The organism is Rhodopirellula sp. SH410, assembly GCF_055811895.1.
Genome location: NZ_CM147949.1, coordinates 2,377,454 through 2,392,530, shown reverse-complemented (window position 1 = coordinate 2,392,530; position 15,077 = coordinate 2,377,454). Strand labels below are relative to the sequence as shown.

The following is a 15,077-nucleotide window of genomic DNA, read 5'->3' as shown; positions in this document are numbered from 1 at the left end:
GCTAAAACGAGAGGAACGAAGTGAATCTTCGCATATCCTAACCTCGATCCTACCGATCGAGCGACCTGCCTCGAACTGGTCGATCCCGTCGCCCCCAACCTCTCCTCAGCCGGAAGCCAACTTGTCCGAGACATCCCCCTCGCCCGCCACGACGTCCACGCCCGCGGATGCCTTGTCTCCGCCCGACCCATCCCAGCCCGATCCACATGCGGACAAGTACAACGATCCGCGGGCTCATTTTGGTCGGAGAGCCTGGGTGGCGGTGGTCGCGATTTTAATCGGAGCGACGATCTTTACCTTTGCCAGCATCCACGCGCGGCGAACGCGACTGGGCGAAACCACTCGTTTTTGGGGAGCACCGACCATCAAGGCGCTCCAACTCGGCGACCATGTGATGCTGTTGCCCCGCGAGGGCAGCGACTTCGAGCCCGTCGAGCTGACCGCGTTTCCTGGGCTGGGGCACCTGCGCAAGGCACTCCTCGACTCGCGGCACTACGACTGGTCAACCGAAACGAGCAGCGGAGTGGAAGCGTTTTGCAAAGCCACTGACGACGTCGAGTGCGTCCGTCTGGAATTCTCCGACCCGACGCTGCAACGGTTTCCGATCGCCCAGATCGATTTGGAATTGAATCATGGCGTCGTCGGCCCCGCCGATCAGTCGCAGCGGGTCAGCGTCAACGATCGCGTCCGGCCGGCACTGAAGTACCAGATCGGGCTGCTGATGCATGTCAAGCAAGAAAGCTACGACAACCGTGACTAAGGAACGTTGCGGAGCACCGGACTCCGATCGTCGCGGAGCGATCGTTGCGGCGGCCTGACGACAGCGAATTGCCTGCGGATTGGCGACGACATTTGACTTGGTTCCCAAACCTGGATCTGACGCCCCTGCCGTGATGCGACGGCTGCTCCACCGTTCGGGGAGGGAGGCCGCTGGTCAACAGCGAAACGTGTGCCCTCACCGTTGAGCCGGATGCCACTTCTCCACCCGCTCGGCGACACCTGGAATCAGGCGGGCGGCGTTTTCGTGATAGACTTTTTTCAAGACCTCGTCGGGTAAATCGATCCCGTAGATCTGCCACAGCCCTTGAGGCGGCGGCGATTTCTCGCTGTACGGAAAATACTCGTCTCGCGTCTCCAAGAAACGCCAGTAGTAATGCAGTCGCTCTGCTGGCCACGGCCCATCGGTACCGAACAAAATACGATCGGCGTAGCGGATGAAGAAGTCTCGCGAGGTGTAGGGTTGCCGGCCCAATTCGCTGATCCGTGAGGCGGGCTCAATCCACAGATTCGGATATTCGTCCAGCCATTTTGATACGGTGGCCAAGTCCTCGGCGTTGTTGGCGATATGAGCACCGATGAACTGTGTCTTGGGATGCCGGGCGATGATGCGGTTGCGAGCGTTGAGAAGCTCTTCGCGTGAGGGATACTCATCACCGTAAAAGCTCCAGTCCGGATGCCGCGACAGTTCTTCCCAGCGTTCATTGGCTGCATCGATGGGCTCGAAAAACGCCGCCGGATCGCTGGTGTGAATGATAATTGGGATGCCCAGTTCCCCGCAGGCGGCCCAGATCGGATCCCAGCGGGCATCGTCGATCTCAATCAGTGATCCGTCCGGGTTGCGATAGCCCAGTCCGAAGCGTTTGAACAGTTTCAATCCCGACACGCCTTGTGCCACCGCGGCGCGGAGTTGGTCGGCGGTTCGCTCGGCAAATCCGGGGCGTTGACACGCCCAGGTGGCGGGGGCATCGGCATCCCCGTCGCCCTGCCAGTCAACGTTGGCGAAGACGACAAAACGATCACGGTGGTGTTTCCAAAGCTGTTTTAAATGCTCGTCGAGTTGGCTGCCGAGTTTGCCGTCGAGTGAAACACAGACGGCAATGTGATTGCGATCCATTTCGCCCACGAAGTCCTCGAGGGCCTGCTCGCTTTGACGCAGCCGGTAGAAAAGATGCGTATGAACATCCACGACCGGGAACTTCGCCTGCGTCAGCAGCGTTGACTTGACCTTCAGTTGTGGCACGGGGTCGAAACGGCGCACCGAGAGCTCACGACCATCGCAACCATCCAGAGGTAACTCCATCACCGATCCTGTCTTCGCCGTCGTCCCCTCGGCGGCCGCGTCGTGTTCACGGCCGTCGGCGGCGTGAATCGGTGCTGTCCACATCGCGACCGCGATACCGAGCAGGCAGTGGACGATGAACTTCGTACAAAATTCTTGCATGAACTAGCTCTCAGGTTGAATCGATTTGATTTTCGGAAACTGGTCTGCCAGTTGGATGGCCCGCTCGACGCTCAAGCAGGTTGTTGGCCCGGCGGCCACATCGTCGCCCTGCCATCGTAAACCACCTCGCATGGCCGCCGTAATCGTTGCTGAATCGGCCACACCGTCGCGCTCGATCGCGATCGCTTCGAGTCGCAACACCGCGGCAAACAGATCGGCGACGAGACTCGTCTGCTGCTCCGGAGAGGTGGGGAAACTCGCAAAGTCGTCGTGTTGATATTTTCTCGCCAGGTCCATCGCGCCAGCGGCCAGATTTTCTGTAAGGCGATTTCCGCCTGCGTCGTACTGATAGAACCCTTCGCCAGCGGCAACTCCGGACAATTTGGACTTGATCATCGCCGGCAGCAAAGGCGAGGGATCCATGCGAGTTGGAAACGCACTCCAAACGACGCGTCCGCCGTCGAACGCGGTCCGTGGACCGATCAGATCAACGAGCTCGAGCGGCGAAAGAGGCATCCCATACTGCCGTGCCGCCCGCTCAATGGTCTCCGCAGACACACCGCCACAGAGCAGATCCATTGCCAGGTTGAGGTAGGGAGCCAGCAGACGATTGACGACAAAGCCCGGAGCATCGCGTACCAGCAGGGGTGTTTTGTTGAGCGCCAAAGCGTGACTGCGGCAGGCGTCGATCACGTCCGCAGAGCTGCCCCCGGGATCTGTCCCTAGAGGGACGCTGGCCATGTGCGGGATCACCTCCGCGGCCGGGCGATCAACGACCGGCATGAAAAAGTGCAAACCGCACAAACGCTCCGGGCAACGCATTTGGGCCGCGATCGATGCAATCGAGAGCGTCGAGGTATTCGTCGTCATCACGGCCGCACGCTCGAACCAGTTCTCCGCATCGGCAAAGAAGGCTTGTTTGACATCCAACCGCTCGGCGATCGACTCGATCAATAGCCAGCGCGGTACCGCTGCCGAAAGTCGGGTATTTGCTGGACCGTCGCTCAAATTCGACGGGCTCAGATGCACCACGGGCAAGGGCAAGCGGACTCCCCAGGGCGAGGCGGAATCCGCGACGCTGTCGCACTGCTGCAGCACACGATCACAGCTTTCACGCAGCACCTCCTCTTCGCGATCGGCAAGCCACACGGGCACGCCCGCACGCAGGTGATCGACGGCGATCGCACGACCGACCACACCCGCCCCCACGAGCAAGACACGGTAATCCACGGGCGTCTTTGTTTGCGGGTCCGTGTCGCTCATTCGTTGGTATCCGAAGCGTCGCCCTGAGCGTTCCCGGCGATCGGTAACATGCCTTGATCAGGAGGCGTTGTTGGATCGACAGGCAGTGGCGGCGCCGGCGTGTCGCTCGGGATCGGTTGCGGCACGAGCACCAATCGCACCGGCGTGCCACGCTCGGGAATGTTCTCACTGAAGGGTTCGAACAACAGATTGCCAGCGTCGGCGCTGCTATTGAAAGGCACGTCGAGCATCGCCGAGCTGAAGTTGGAGACACAGATCATGTCACCGGCATCCGCCGAATAGTGCTCGATGTTGTCCTCGGGATCCGACCAAAACGTGCTGCCGGCGAAGACCCACGGTTCAGCCAGCTCGGCTTTGGTTTTCATGTTGCGAACCCACTTGCGTGCGTCAACGACATGGAACTCGTCACCCGGTACGAATTCCGTCGCCTCGGACGAGGACTCTGCCGGCTCGGACGAGGACTCTGCCGCCTCGGATGACGACTCTGCCGCGGCGGATGAGGGATCGGAGTCGTCGGCCGGTTCCGGTGCTGTCGACCGCTCGGGGCTGCGCCACGTCGCCCACACGGTGATGGTTTGCCCCGTCGGAGGGAGGAAGTCTGGGTTCCATCGTACGGGCGTGCCACTCTGGGCACCGATCGCCAGCAACGCCGCGTGGACTTCGCTGCTCTTGGCGAAGACGGCGACCACGGATTCGTGTTCTTTGGTTCCAACCGGACAGGCAAACATCTCGAGCGGTCCCCGCCGCATCGCAACATAGCCATCGATATAGACTCGTTTGGCTTTCATGTCGATCCACAGATCGGCCTGCTTACCGAGCTGTTTGGCGCCGGGAGGTGCCGCATAGGTGTCCGCGATTTTCCGTATCGCACGCTCTTGAGCCTGGATATGAGCGAGAATCTCTGGATCGATCTCGTAATCGTCGACGCCGTCATCGCTCATCGCCTCGGCCTCATCCGGCGACGCGGTGGCTTGCCCTGCGGTTTCAGAACCGCCGTCAACGGGGGCAAGCGGCGGGGTTCCTGCGTTTTCCGCGGTCGCTGGCGGTGGTTTTAGACGCAGTTTTTCCTGTGGTACGGTGTTGTTACCGTCAATCGAATCGGTCGCCGTGGCGGGCGCATGGGTCGCGTCACTCGCCGCTGTCTCCGATGCCGCTGTCTCCGATGCCGCTGTCTCGGTTGCCGGTGAGTCGGCGTTTTGCTCCCGCGCCACCGCTGCCGGTTTCGGCTCAGGCGTCGTCGTGGGCGAACTCGGCTGCTGCTGACACCCCGCCGCGACCAACATGCATGTGTAGATCACGAGAGAACCGATCGGAGTGCGGCGAGACATTGAAGGTCTGGTGAAATCTGAATTCTGCATCTTCGGTTCCCATCGGCGGGCGGTTAAACTGCTTGACCACCCTAGTATCCCTGTTGTCCGCCCATCGGTCCATGACATTGACTCCCACGTCGCCCAAGAAACGCAAACAGACGCAAAAATCAGCCCCTGCGGCCCCGAAACACGGCGCCAGCAAACCCGATTTCGGCGTGCCGTTGGACATTTCCCACTGGGACGCGTTAAAGCGGGGGCTGACCAGCGACGCATTATCGAGTCAATCGGCCGCGAGTGTCTTCGGTGACGAGACTCGTGGCGCTGCGATCTATCGCTGGGCGATAGCGACCGCGATGCAGGGACCAGCCACGGACCTGCAACGGCAACTTGCGCGACTGGCGGCACTCGATCCGGGTAGCTCAACCGGCAAAATGACGGACGCCGAGCGAGAACGGCTCGCCGACGGGGCTGGGCAACTCATCGACACTGTTTTCAGCGACACCATGACCGGCATCGAGGCCAGCGAAGCGGTGTTGTGGGCCGCAGCCATGCCGGCCCTCACTGAGATCCTGCCCGCAGAAACATGGTGGCAGTGCGGCGAGCAATTGCTGCAACTCCGCGCCGACGCATCCCTGCGATCCGATGCCACCTCACCGCTGCACCTGCTGCTCGCCGGTGAACTTGGCCTGACGCTGGCGTGGCGACTTGCTCCACTGCCGTCCTGCGCCGCGATCGCATTAGCCGCTCGCGAGGCCGTATCAGCATTCCTGCAGGGCGAGGGCGAATCGATCGATCGGTCGCTGGTCCGCCCCCACGAGCTGCGGCTGATCGTGGCCTCCCTCGTCCGTTGTCAGCGGATGATTGGCGTGGTCGGGAAACCATCCAACCGGAAATTGACGAAACGAGAACGGGAGATTGCCGCTGAGTTCGCGACCTGGATGGCGGTGCTGGCGCGACACGATGGGACCCAGGCCTTTTCGGTTGCTGATGCCGCCGCGTGCCGGTGTGATTCACAGGCTCACGGTCGTAGGTCCGTGTCATCCCCGGCGAAGGAAAAAGCGTTGCCGCCGGACCTGCATGGATTGATGCGGGCGGCGAGCGACTTTGATCCCGAAACGCTCGCACCGGCGATGGCGGCCGCGCTCGGCCAGAGTCACTCTGGCGGCCGTTTGGCGTGGGAGGTGTCACTGCCCGAAGCGATGTGGCACAGCGAAACCAGTGGTGTCGTTGCCATGTTGCCAGAATGGGACGTCCGGCGCGGACGAACCTTCCTCAACTATTCGGGCGCGGATATCGAGGTGGAAGTCACCGCCGGGCGCCGGTCGCTGCTCAAGGGCACCCATCAAACGATGATCCACGTTGAGGGCGAACTCCAACAACCCACGGGCAGTTGGGAGTGCACCTGTGAATACTCCGATGACGATGTGCACCTGATTGAACTGGAACAAGCCTACAGCGGCGGCGTGGTCCTGCAGCGTCAATGGATGCTGGTCCGCGACGACCGCTGCGTGATGGTGTCCGATGCGGTCCTGCCGTCGGCGCGAGCCGACCAGCACGGCGGCAAACGCCGTGTTATTGACGGGCGCGAGATTCGCTGTGTCAGCCGCTTGCCCCTGGCGGCGGGGATCGACGTGGTCGAGGATTCCGAAACCCGCGAGTTGGTTTTAAGCGATGGCAAGAAAGCTCGCGCGCTGGTGATGCCGCTGGCGTCGAGCGAGTGGAAAGTCGGACCGTCTGACTGCCATGTTTTTCTTTCCGAAGATCAACATCTGGTCGTCACGACCACGGGCACGGGTGCCGTTTACTCTCCCCTGTGGTTGGACTTCCAATGTCGTCGCTTCCGCCGGAAACGCACCTGGCGACAACTCACCGTCGCAGAGGACCTCGCCATCATCCCACGCCAGATCGCTGCCGCGTTCCGCGTCCAGGTTGGCAGCGAGCACTGGTTCTTGTACCGTTCCATGTCCGGTCGAGGACCACGCTCAATTTTAGGCAAACATTTGATCGCTGATTTCTTCGCCGCGCGCTTCCATCCCGGTGACGGTGGGATGGAAGAACTCGTGACTGTCGATGAAGGAGAATAATTGGCTATGACGGATCCCATCGACACGACGCAACTACCCTGCCCATCAACGGACGCGCAACAGCGCATTGCGGATAACTGGCACCGCGTCTGCCGAGAGGTGGCCGAGGCTGCCGAAGCCGCTCGACGCAGTGCCAGCGAGGTTCGCATCGTGGGTGTCGCCAAATACGTGGATGCCGAGATTACCAGTTGGCTCGTCGACGCCGGCTGCCGCGATCTGGGCGAGAACCGCCCGCAAGCACTCGATCAAAAAAACAGATGGTTTGCTGAGCATCGGCCCGACGTCGCCGCGGACATTCGCTGGCACCAAATCGGCCATCTGCAACGCAACAAAGTACGCCGTCTGCTCACCGTGAAGCCGCTGGTGCACTCGATCGACAGCGAACGATTGCTCGACGAAGTCAGTGCCGAAGCACAGCGGCAGTCCGCGAATATTGATGTATTGATGGAAGTCAACGTCAGCGGTGACACCGCCAAAACAGGATTACCACCATCGGAGTTGCTCGGTCTAGTAACACGTTTCTTAGCCGCCAGAGATGACTCGTCACAGCCCCACGGCGTGCGCATCGTGGGCTTGATGGCCATGGCGGGCTGGGGCACGGACCCACAACAAGCCCGACCTCAATTCTCGCGATTACGTGAACTCCGCGATTCCCTGGTCGACCAGACGAATCTTGCTCTACCTGAACTTTCGATGGGCATGAGCGGTGACTATACCGCCGCGATTGCCGAAGGCGCAACCATGGTTCGTATCGGTTCGAGCCTGTTCGACGGACTGCGATAGCATCCAGATAGGGTCCACGCGGATCCAAGATGAGACGTATCCGGCTGCCAGACCATACGCCCCTATGCGGATTGCATGTCCATAGCTGTTTCGTCGATCGGTTGCCAAACGCATCGACCGCTCACGAAGGATGGGGTTGCGGAACTTGCCGTATCACCAGTGACGAGAATCCGCTGGCGGGATAGGACGCGGGGACAGCGGGCGAGTCCGCCTGGGCCGCGATCCACGTGGTCTTTTCAAAGAGAGATTCCAAGAACACACGCAATTCCAGGCTCGCTAAACCAGCACCGGGGCAAGCGTGAATGCCGTCGCCGTAGAGTAGGTTGTTCGCTGGATCCCGATCGATGTGGATTTCGTTGGCATGATCGAACGCCTCTTCATCGCGGTTCGCCGAGATCCAGTGCAGGGTGAGCCTCTCGCCCGTGTCGAGATCGCGGTCGCCGATTCGCACTGGGCATTTCGTGACGCGGCGATTGGAAACGAGTGGATTGTGGATCCGCAAGATATCATCAATGCCGGCTGGCAATAACGCAACGTCGCTACGCAGCTGGGCCTGTAGCTTTGGATCTTGAGCGAGATGGTGCAACAGGATTCCAATGGAAGCGGAGATCGTGCCAATCTCGCCAACGGTCCAGTTCCGCAGGATACTCGCCAGCTCTTCGCTGCTGAGTTTGCGTCCGAAGACGCGCTCATTCATCAACAATGTCGTGACGTCCGAATGGGCATCCGAACCAGACAGGACTCGTTGGTCGACCTGTTCGTCGACAATGGCTTCGAACTGGCGAGCCAGTTGCGACATCGCGGTTCGATTGGATTCACCGATGGCGTGCTGATTGTTCTCAACCCATTCGATGAGACGGGGCGATAGACCTTCGGGCCATCCCAGAAACGCACACTGGACACGGGCCGCGAATAAGGCTGCCAATTCGTCAACGACTTCGACTTCACGACCATCAACGAACGCACGGTCGATCAACTCGTCTGCGATGCGACGACAGACCGGCCCAAATCGCTCGACGCGCTCCGGTGCAAAGTAGGGCTCGATGGCATCGCGATACACGCGATGCTCCGGCGGGTCCATCCCATCGGGAACCGTTAAATGTTGCGACACCACGTTGCTGAAGGATTCGTGGTCGTTCAGGATGCGTTTGATATCAGCATGCCGAAAGACCGACCAACCCAGCAGGTCGCTGTGCGCTACCGGGCATCGCTGCCGCATCTCATCATAGACCGATACCTGGTCACGCGCGGCGAGTTCCGTTCTGGGATTCCAATCAGCCTTCATGGGTTGGCTCCTCGGTAAGTATGGTGTGTCTCAAGATCCTGACAGAATCTGCATATTAACGTACACAATACAAAGCCGAAAAGAGGGCCACCCATCGGCCATGAGCCCCCATCGGCCATGAGCCGGTGCCAAACTGGCGTCTTGCGCCGCAGGTGGTCGCGGAGCAACGCAACGACATCGTCCGCAGTGAACACCCAAGTCACCTGGGGCTCGATGACCGTGCCAGCGAACAGACCTACGGAGAGACCTAACGAGGGACATAGCACTTCTTCGAGCGGTTCAAATCGCGCGTCGCTCGTCGCTGGCTGGGCGGAATCTCGATGGGGAGGGGTTGGTGAAGAAACTTGACGCAGAGACGCGAGAGACGGGGAGACGCAGAGAAGAGGGAGGGGGAGCGGACGTGATGGGTTTTCTCTGCGTCCTTGCGGCTCACCGACTCTGCGTTGAATTCTTCAATACGGCACGAGGGACACAGCACTTCTTCGAGCTACGGTACGAGGGACACAGCACTTCTTCGCGCGGCACGAGGGACACAGCACTTCTTCGAGCGGTTTGACTTCACCATCGGATCCGATGAGCGGATCTTACTGCTGGCAGCGGTTTGCTTGACAGGCTGCTCTGGCCCTACTACCAGCATGAGGTTTCGGTTCGTAAGCGGGGAAGTGTTGGCGAAAGGACGTCCAGCGACGTGGTTACTGCTGTTTTAACGATCATCTCCACCGGTTTCTTCTCCACGGCCTGCCACCTCGCCGCAGTTGCCCCCAACTCGAACGGACTGTCTGTTGGATTGCATTTGGTATACTGCCGCGTGGAAGAAACCGAAACAAAGGACAGGGAACTCTCACCCCACAAGGTCGTGTCCATGGGGGGCGCACTGCACATGGCATCCTGCGTTTGGGCGAGGGCTGGGTCGCTCGTCGCGGTTTGTCGATGGCCAACGTTATTCGAATGAGGATGTAGACCTGAATCCCTATCACCCAGCGAGAAGCAACAGCACGGAGAGTTCCACCGTGGAATTCAATCGAGCGCTACTTGTTCGACATCTGGTTTCGATGCTGATCGCAGGTCTAGGCCTACTTTGTTTACCGCATCTGCTCAATGTTGTTGATTCAACGGGTGCCGTGGCTGACCGTTTTGGATCATTACCGTTTTTCAATGACCCTTTCGCTTTCGCTGGCGGTGTGCTGAGTCTGTGGGCATGCCATCTGATGTCCGTTGTTCGCAAATGTCGCGGATAGCCCATGCGAAGGTGATGGCGCGGCGGTGGCCGTTTTTTCGATTGTTTGCGAGTCGCACATCGCCCTCGTTGCCCGACCTGATCTAATCTCCGTTCTCACCCGCACTTCGTATTTGGATGAATGACATGCATGACCAGCCCGACGTCAGAACGAAGCGCAACGGAAGTTTGCTTGGCGCAGGTTCGCTCTCCATCGTTCACTTGCTCGCCTTTGGCATGCTTTACCTGATACTCGTGCAGTTAAATTTCTCGTTCCAAGACTTCTATAAGACCGTGGGAGCCAAGCTCACACCCGAGTTTCACCGGATTGCGTTGATGTCGAATTACATTGCCGCGTACACGCCTCTTGTATTGCTGATCATTGCCTTGGATGTTTTCGTCGTCTTTCGTCTCGCTCGCAGCCGTAGCCGCTGGACGTCCGTTTATTCACATGCTGTATTGCTTAGCATGGGCTTCACCGGTTTCCTCTGGACGGCGCGGAGTATTGAACCAATGGCTTGGGGTGCGTCCCGCGTCGACAATGCACCCGTTGTCAGCGTCCTTGAGCCAGTCATCGACCAGCACCCAAGCAGCGATCAATGACACGGGCCGGGGGATGCGGCGTCGCCGCTTGCAAGTGGCGACGCGTTCGCGCCCGGGATCATGTCGAACGTTCCTCGACTGAAGATCATGCCTGAACCCGATCCGTATCGACCACCTGACGACCTCACGCTCGAGAGCGCCCCGTCGATACCTGCCGAATCTCGTCTTTCCGCATTTGCGCCATTTGCCTTTGTCGTGCTGCCGATTCTTTTTGGCATCGCGGGATTCTCCGGCTACATCGTCCTTGCAATAACCCTGGCCCCCCAGCCAACTGAAAACGAGCCCGTCCTATCGCATGGCCAGCACAAGACGGTACGAGGGACACAGCACTTCTTCGAGCGGTTTAAATAGCGTGTCGCTCGTCGCTGGCTGGGCGAAATCGCGACGGGGACAGATGACTGAGGGACAGAGCACATCTCGGGTTTTTTCTCTGGGTTTCGTATTGGTGAGCGAGGGGCATGGGATTTTCAAGGCATGGCGGTGGCGGCCGAAATCTTTATGATGCGGATGTCGCAGCGGTTGGATCGTTGCGCCGAGGGGGCAGCGGACGCAAGCCCTGCAGGAAAGCAATTTGCCGAGGACTGTCCCGGTCGCAGATAAGCCGAAAGATGCCTTGGGCTGGCGACATCCGCGGTCAGCCCTTGTTCTGCGACGACATCGCTGATGTCGGCAGCCACCGCCATGCCTCCAAAATCCATTTTGCTGGACATACCCACGATCGGCCCCGGATGGACAAAAAGATGCGCGCCCACGCCTCGCCGTTTATCTGCCATCGATGTAGAGAGCACCCTTTGCCGCCCACAATCACTCGTTTTGGAGTACCGAAAATGTCTCTACTTAAGTCATCGCCCCGGACATCCGCCGCCCTGCTCATGCTAGTGAGCTTTATGGGAATCGCCGTATGCTCAGGGTGCGAGCAATCGCAATCCCCAGCAACCACCGCTGCTGAAGCCGATCCGGCCGGCGCTGGCCCATTGGGGGACGTTCTTGTCCTTGCAGAGGCCGGCGATACAGAAGCCGCAGTTCAGACCTTCGTCCACAAAGCTCCCGCCAATTGGATCGAATCGACTTCGCTGGAAGAATTCCAACTATCGGAAGCCGAATTTCAGGAACTGAATCGTTCCGAGAAATTACGCCTTCAAACGCTGTTCATCGCCCGCGTCGAAGATATCAAAGGGCTTGCGTGGGTGGTCGTCGACAAAGCAACCGAGTCTCAGAAAAATGGAGATACCGAGACGGCGGAGAAGTATTTGGAGTCGGTAAATCAGCTGGGGCGACAGCTTCGTGACGCTGACGTCGTCCTCGTCTTTCAACAGACAGGGAAGGCACTCGCAAATGCAACGCTTGAAGACTGATTTGTCATTCATGCACTGCGAAATATGGTGGTCCTTCTCGGCGTTGAGAGAAATGGTAGAGGGACACACTGCATTTTCCACTCGTAATTGCCTAGCTGCGATGAATACGATTCGTGCAGAGGATGCATCGTTTGGGGGAGCTGTGAGTGTTCGCGAATGTCTCCCTCGTTGCAGTACTCTGTCTCTCAGTATCCCGCTGTCCCGCAGCATCCCGTTGTGATTGAATATCAAAAGTATATTGCATGAACTCTCGAACTTTTCTGCTCCCCCTCGTTGTGTCATGGATCTCGCTACTGGCGATGTCCGTTCCTCTGCGTGCGGAGGAACCCCACGCGGAACCGGGTTTATTCCCGGGGCTTCCGATCGTTGAATCGCTGCCTGAATTGCTGAAATTCGCGGACGGACAACCTGTGACAACGAAGCAAGATTGGCAGCGGCGGCGCACCGAGCTGCAAGCGATGCTTGAGTACTATGCATACGGTCATTCGCCCCCACGGCCTGCTGGCATGATTGCCGAGACGACCAGCATTTCGACCATCCCGCAGAGCAACATTACCGAGGAACGCATTACTCTTTCGGTGATGGAGCATGAGGAAGTGCGGTTTCGGATTGCTGTCTATCGCCCCGACACGGATAAACCACTCCCTGTGATCATTCGCGAAGAGCATGCACTCGGACATACCGAAGAGGTTCCGCTGGTCGTGGGACGCGAGTTCATGTTTGTGGAATTCGCACGAGAAGATCTCGATCCGGACGAAGCCAGCGTGGTCGGTCCTGCACAGGCGGCCTACCCCGGATACGACTGGGCGACCCTTGCCGTTTGGTCCTGGGGGGCCATGCGTGTCGTGGACTATCTCGAATCACGCGATGATGTTGACTTGACGCGCATCGGCATCGTTGGCCATTCTCGAGGAGGTAAAATGGCACTGTTGGCCGGTGCGCTCGATGAGCGATTTAGCCTCGTGGCAGCCAACGGCTCTGGCGCCGGTGGCGCGGGATGCTTTCGAATTCAGGGAAAGCATGTCGAGACCCTGGAATTGATCACTCGTCCAGATCGATTCGGCTATTGGTTTCACCCCCGGCTGCGTCAATTCGCTGGTCACGAATCACGGCTGCCCTTCGATCAACATTTCCTAAAAGCTCTCGTTGCTCCACGAGCACTCATTTGCACCGAAGCAATCGATGACCAGTGGGCGAACCCCGACGGAAATCGTGCCACGAGCAAGGCCGCTCAGCCAGCCTTCGACCTGCTAGGCGCGAAAGACCGCAATTCGCTCTGCTTCCGTGCCGGCGACCATGATCTCCTCCAGGAAGATTGGAATTCGATCTTGGACTTTGCTCAATGGCATTGGTACGGCAATCGCCCGAATGACACAACACCCTACTTTGACTATCGGTAGCCCTTCGGACGGCGGAGGAGGTAGGGTTTCATTCGCCGTGCCGACGCTTGTGCGGCGTCAACTGAAAGAGCACTTAGCATCGCGTGAAGAAAAACGGACGTAGCTACGCTCGCCAGAGCGTGGGATCCCACCGTCTGGCGGCACTAGCTGCGGGAGAATTCGCCACTTGTTGTTCACGTGATGCTTTGGAACGAACGGAAAATAAGTGGCCGAACGCTCCGCGGTCGGAATCATCGACCGCGGAGCGTTCGACCACAATTTCAGACAGTAATTTTACGCTCGTTCCTTAGCGAAAATTTGAACTCTCTGCGATGCAATCAATCCGGGTGCCTCTCCGAAAAACATCTGGGCGTCCCTCTCGTATGTACATCGCGTGGTGCTCGACGTCCTCCGCTGCCTTCAGACGCCGGATGATCGGCTTTACGTCGCTCACTTACTCGATGCTTTTGAATCAACTCGGTTCTTGATCGCTTGCCATTCGTCCTCTGTCCAAGGCTCTGCCGGGCCGCTTGCGATCCCGGCCATCAAGGCCTGCTCAATTTCGCCGTGCTTTTCGCTCGCTGCTGCAACCAGCGCCACAATGTATTCGCCTGCACTGGCGAAACCGCCTTGTTCAGCATTTTGATCCACATACGACTTCAAATGATCTGGTAATTCAACGGGAACGGTTGACATTTGGTCGATCCTCCAAGGCGTTTTCCTGATGGACCGCGACCGCCAGCATGGTGTTGCCGCTGAGGCCCTTCGGGCACGCCTTCGATTATTGGCGAACCAGGGCCGCAATGGTACAATCTCTCGGTTTGCCACGTCTTCTCGCTCCGGTCACGAACGGTGTCGTAAACACCTTCCGTTAGCCGCCCCTAGTCGAATGAGCCGCGACAATCTTTCCGACCACCAACTTCTCGCTCTCTGGGCTGCCGACTGCGCTGAACACATCCTCAACGTCTTCTCCGCATCGGAACCTGACGATTTTCGCCCTGTCGCTGCAATTGCCGCTGCACGCGATTGGGTACGAGGCGACCTTCGCATGACCGACGCGAGAACTGCTGCCTTCTCCGCTCATGCGGCTGCAAGGGACACTGCGAATCAAGCCGCAACATTCGCAGCACGCGCGGCGGGCCACGCTGCCGCAACTGCTCATGTGGCCGACCACGCCAAACACGCCGCCGCCTATGCGCTGAAAGCCGTTGAAAACGTTGACGCGGAACGGCAATGGCAACGCCAGCAACTTCCTCCCCACCTTGAATCCCGACTCTTCGGCACTGCACGGGGCGGCTAACATGGTGTTTACGCAAGATCGCAGCTGTCGTCGTTGGAGAATCTTTCGGTGGGCAACGGTTATTCGCTTTGGTCATCTTCCCTCAGCTGCCAGCCCGCGATCGCCTTCGCTGTTTGGCGACGGGCGTTCGTGTTGGTAGAATCTTTCGTTGATCAATGTCGTTCTCTTCGGTTGAGAACGGCGTCGGCAAAACCTTCCGTTGTGCGGCCTATGCCCATTGGTTTGTTCGTTCTGCTCTTTCTCAGCGTCGCAATCTTTCGACGGGCTCGACGCGTTGG

General features: G+C 59.0%; 15 protein-coding genes. 9 read left to right on the top strand and 6 right to left on the bottom strand.

What is annotated here, in order from left to right; translation table 11 throughout:
* Positions 1–121 precede the first annotated feature (121 nt).
* Positions 122–760, top strand: coding sequence for a hypothetical protein (locus SH410x_RS08910; RefSeq protein ID WP_473676160.1), 639 nt, complete (start codon positions 122–124; stop codon positions 758–760).
* Positions 761–955: 195 nt separating this feature from the next.
* On the opposite strand, the gene SH410x_RS08905 is transcribed toward SH410x_RS08910, so the two are convergent.
* The 3 genes from SH410x_RS08905 to SH410x_RS08895 form a co-directional block, all read right to left on the bottom strand.
* The gene (locus tag SH410x_RS08905; RefSeq protein ID WP_473677276.1) at positions 956–2,080 is read right to left on the bottom strand and encodes an amidohydrolase family protein; all 1,125 of its coding nucleotides are present in this window, start codon (positions 2,078–2,080) and stop codon (positions 956–958) included.
* 144 nt (positions 2,081–2,224) lie between these two features.
* Positions 2,225–3,484, bottom strand: a complete 1,260-nt coding sequence (locus SH410x_RS08900; RefSeq protein WP_473676159.1) for a 3-hydroxyacyl-CoA dehydrogenase family protein — start codon at positions 3,482–3,484, stop codon at positions 2,225–2,227.
* Positions 3,481–4,812 carry a YdjY domain-containing protein gene (locus SH410x_RS08895; RefSeq protein WP_473676158.1) on the bottom strand — a complete coding sequence of 444 codons (1,332 nt, stop codon included), beginning with the start codon at positions 4,810–4,812 and terminating at the stop codon, positions 3,481–3,483. Before SH410x_RS08895 ends, SH410x_RS08900 begins: the two co-directional genes overlap by 4 nt.
* Before the next feature lie 101 nt (positions 4,813–4,913).
* On the opposite strand from SH410x_RS08895, the gene SH410x_RS08890 reads away from it, so the two are divergent.
* Complete coding sequence (locus SH410x_RS08890; RefSeq protein ID WP_473676157.1) at positions 4,914–6,878, top strand: hypothetical protein; 1,965 nt, start codon at positions 4,914–4,916, stop codon at positions 6,876–6,878.
* A 6-nt stretch (positions 6,879–6,884) separates the two neighbouring features.
* Entirely contained in the window at positions 6,885–7,661 is a 777-nt protein-coding gene (locus SH410x_RS08885; protein WP_473676156.1) for a YggS family pyridoxal phosphate-dependent enzyme, read from the top strand.
* Positions 7,662–7,782: 121 nt separating this feature from the next.
* Here SH410x_RS08885 and SH410x_RS08880 read toward each other — a convergent pair whose 3' ends face one another.
* Entirely contained in the window at positions 7,783–8,946 is a 1,164-nt protein-coding gene (locus SH410x_RS08880) for a cytochrome P450 (protein WP_473676155.1), read from the bottom strand.
* Between the two features lie 125 nt (positions 8,947–9,071).
* On the opposite strand from SH410x_RS08880, the gene SH410x_RS08875 reads away from it, so the two are divergent.
* The 3 genes from SH410x_RS08875 to SH410x_RS08865 all read left to right on the top strand — a co-directional run bounded on the left by SH410x_RS08875 (position 9,072) and on the right by SH410x_RS08865 (position 11,116).
* The gene (locus tag SH410x_RS08875; protein ID WP_473676154.1) at positions 9,072–9,197 is read left to right on the top strand and encodes a hypothetical protein; all 126 of its coding nucleotides are present in this window, start codon (positions 9,072–9,074) and stop codon (positions 9,195–9,197) included.
* Between the two features lie 1,112 nt (positions 9,198–10,309).
* A complete protein-coding gene (locus SH410x_RS08870) occupies positions 10,310–10,765 on the top strand; it encodes a hypothetical protein (RefSeq protein ID WP_473676153.1) in 456 nt (151 codons plus the stop codon).
* An 87-nt stretch (positions 10,766–10,852) separates the two neighbouring features.
* A complete protein-coding gene (locus SH410x_RS08865; RefSeq protein ID WP_473676152.1) occupies positions 10,853–11,116 on the top strand; it encodes a hypothetical protein in 264 nt (87 codons plus the stop codon).
* 116 nt (positions 11,117–11,232) lie between these two features.
* On the opposite strand, the gene SH410x_RS08860 is transcribed toward SH410x_RS08865, so the two are convergent.
* Positions 11,233–11,475 carry a hypothetical protein gene (locus SH410x_RS08860; RefSeq protein ID WP_473676151.1) on the bottom strand — a complete coding sequence of 81 codons (243 nt, stop codon included), beginning with the start codon at positions 11,473–11,475 and terminating at the stop codon, positions 11,233–11,235.
* A gap of 18 nt (positions 11,476–11,493) precedes the next feature.
* Between SH410x_RS08860 and SH410x_RS08855 the strand changes: the two genes are divergently transcribed.
* Positions 11,494–12,120 (top strand): hypothetical protein, encoded by a 627-nt coding sequence (locus tag SH410x_RS08855; RefSeq protein ID WP_473676150.1) that lies wholly within the window; start codon positions 11,494–11,496, stop codon positions 12,118–12,120.
* A 242-nt stretch (positions 12,121–12,362) separates the two neighbouring features.
* Positions 12,363–13,520 (top strand): glucuronyl esterase domain-containing protein, encoded by a 1,158-nt coding sequence (locus tag SH410x_RS08850; protein WP_473676149.1) that lies wholly within the window; start codon positions 12,363–12,365, stop codon positions 13,518–13,520.
* A gap of 429 nt (positions 13,521–13,949) precedes the next feature.
* Here the strand turns inward: SH410x_RS08850 and SH410x_RS08845 are convergent, their stop codons facing one another.
* Positions 13,950–14,195 carry a ribbon-helix-helix domain-containing protein gene (locus SH410x_RS08845; RefSeq protein ID WP_473676148.1) on the bottom strand — a complete coding sequence of 82 codons (246 nt, stop codon included), beginning with the start codon at positions 14,193–14,195 and terminating at the stop codon, positions 13,950–13,952.
* A 193-nt stretch (positions 14,196–14,388) separates the two neighbouring features.
* Between SH410x_RS08845 and SH410x_RS08840 the strand changes: the two genes are divergently transcribed.
* Positions 14,389–14,799 carry a putative immunity protein gene (locus tag SH410x_RS08840; protein WP_473676147.1) on the top strand — a complete coding sequence of 137 codons (411 nt, stop codon included), beginning with the start codon at positions 14,389–14,391 and terminating at the stop codon, positions 14,797–14,799.
* Positions 14,800–15,077 lie beyond the last annotated feature (278 nt).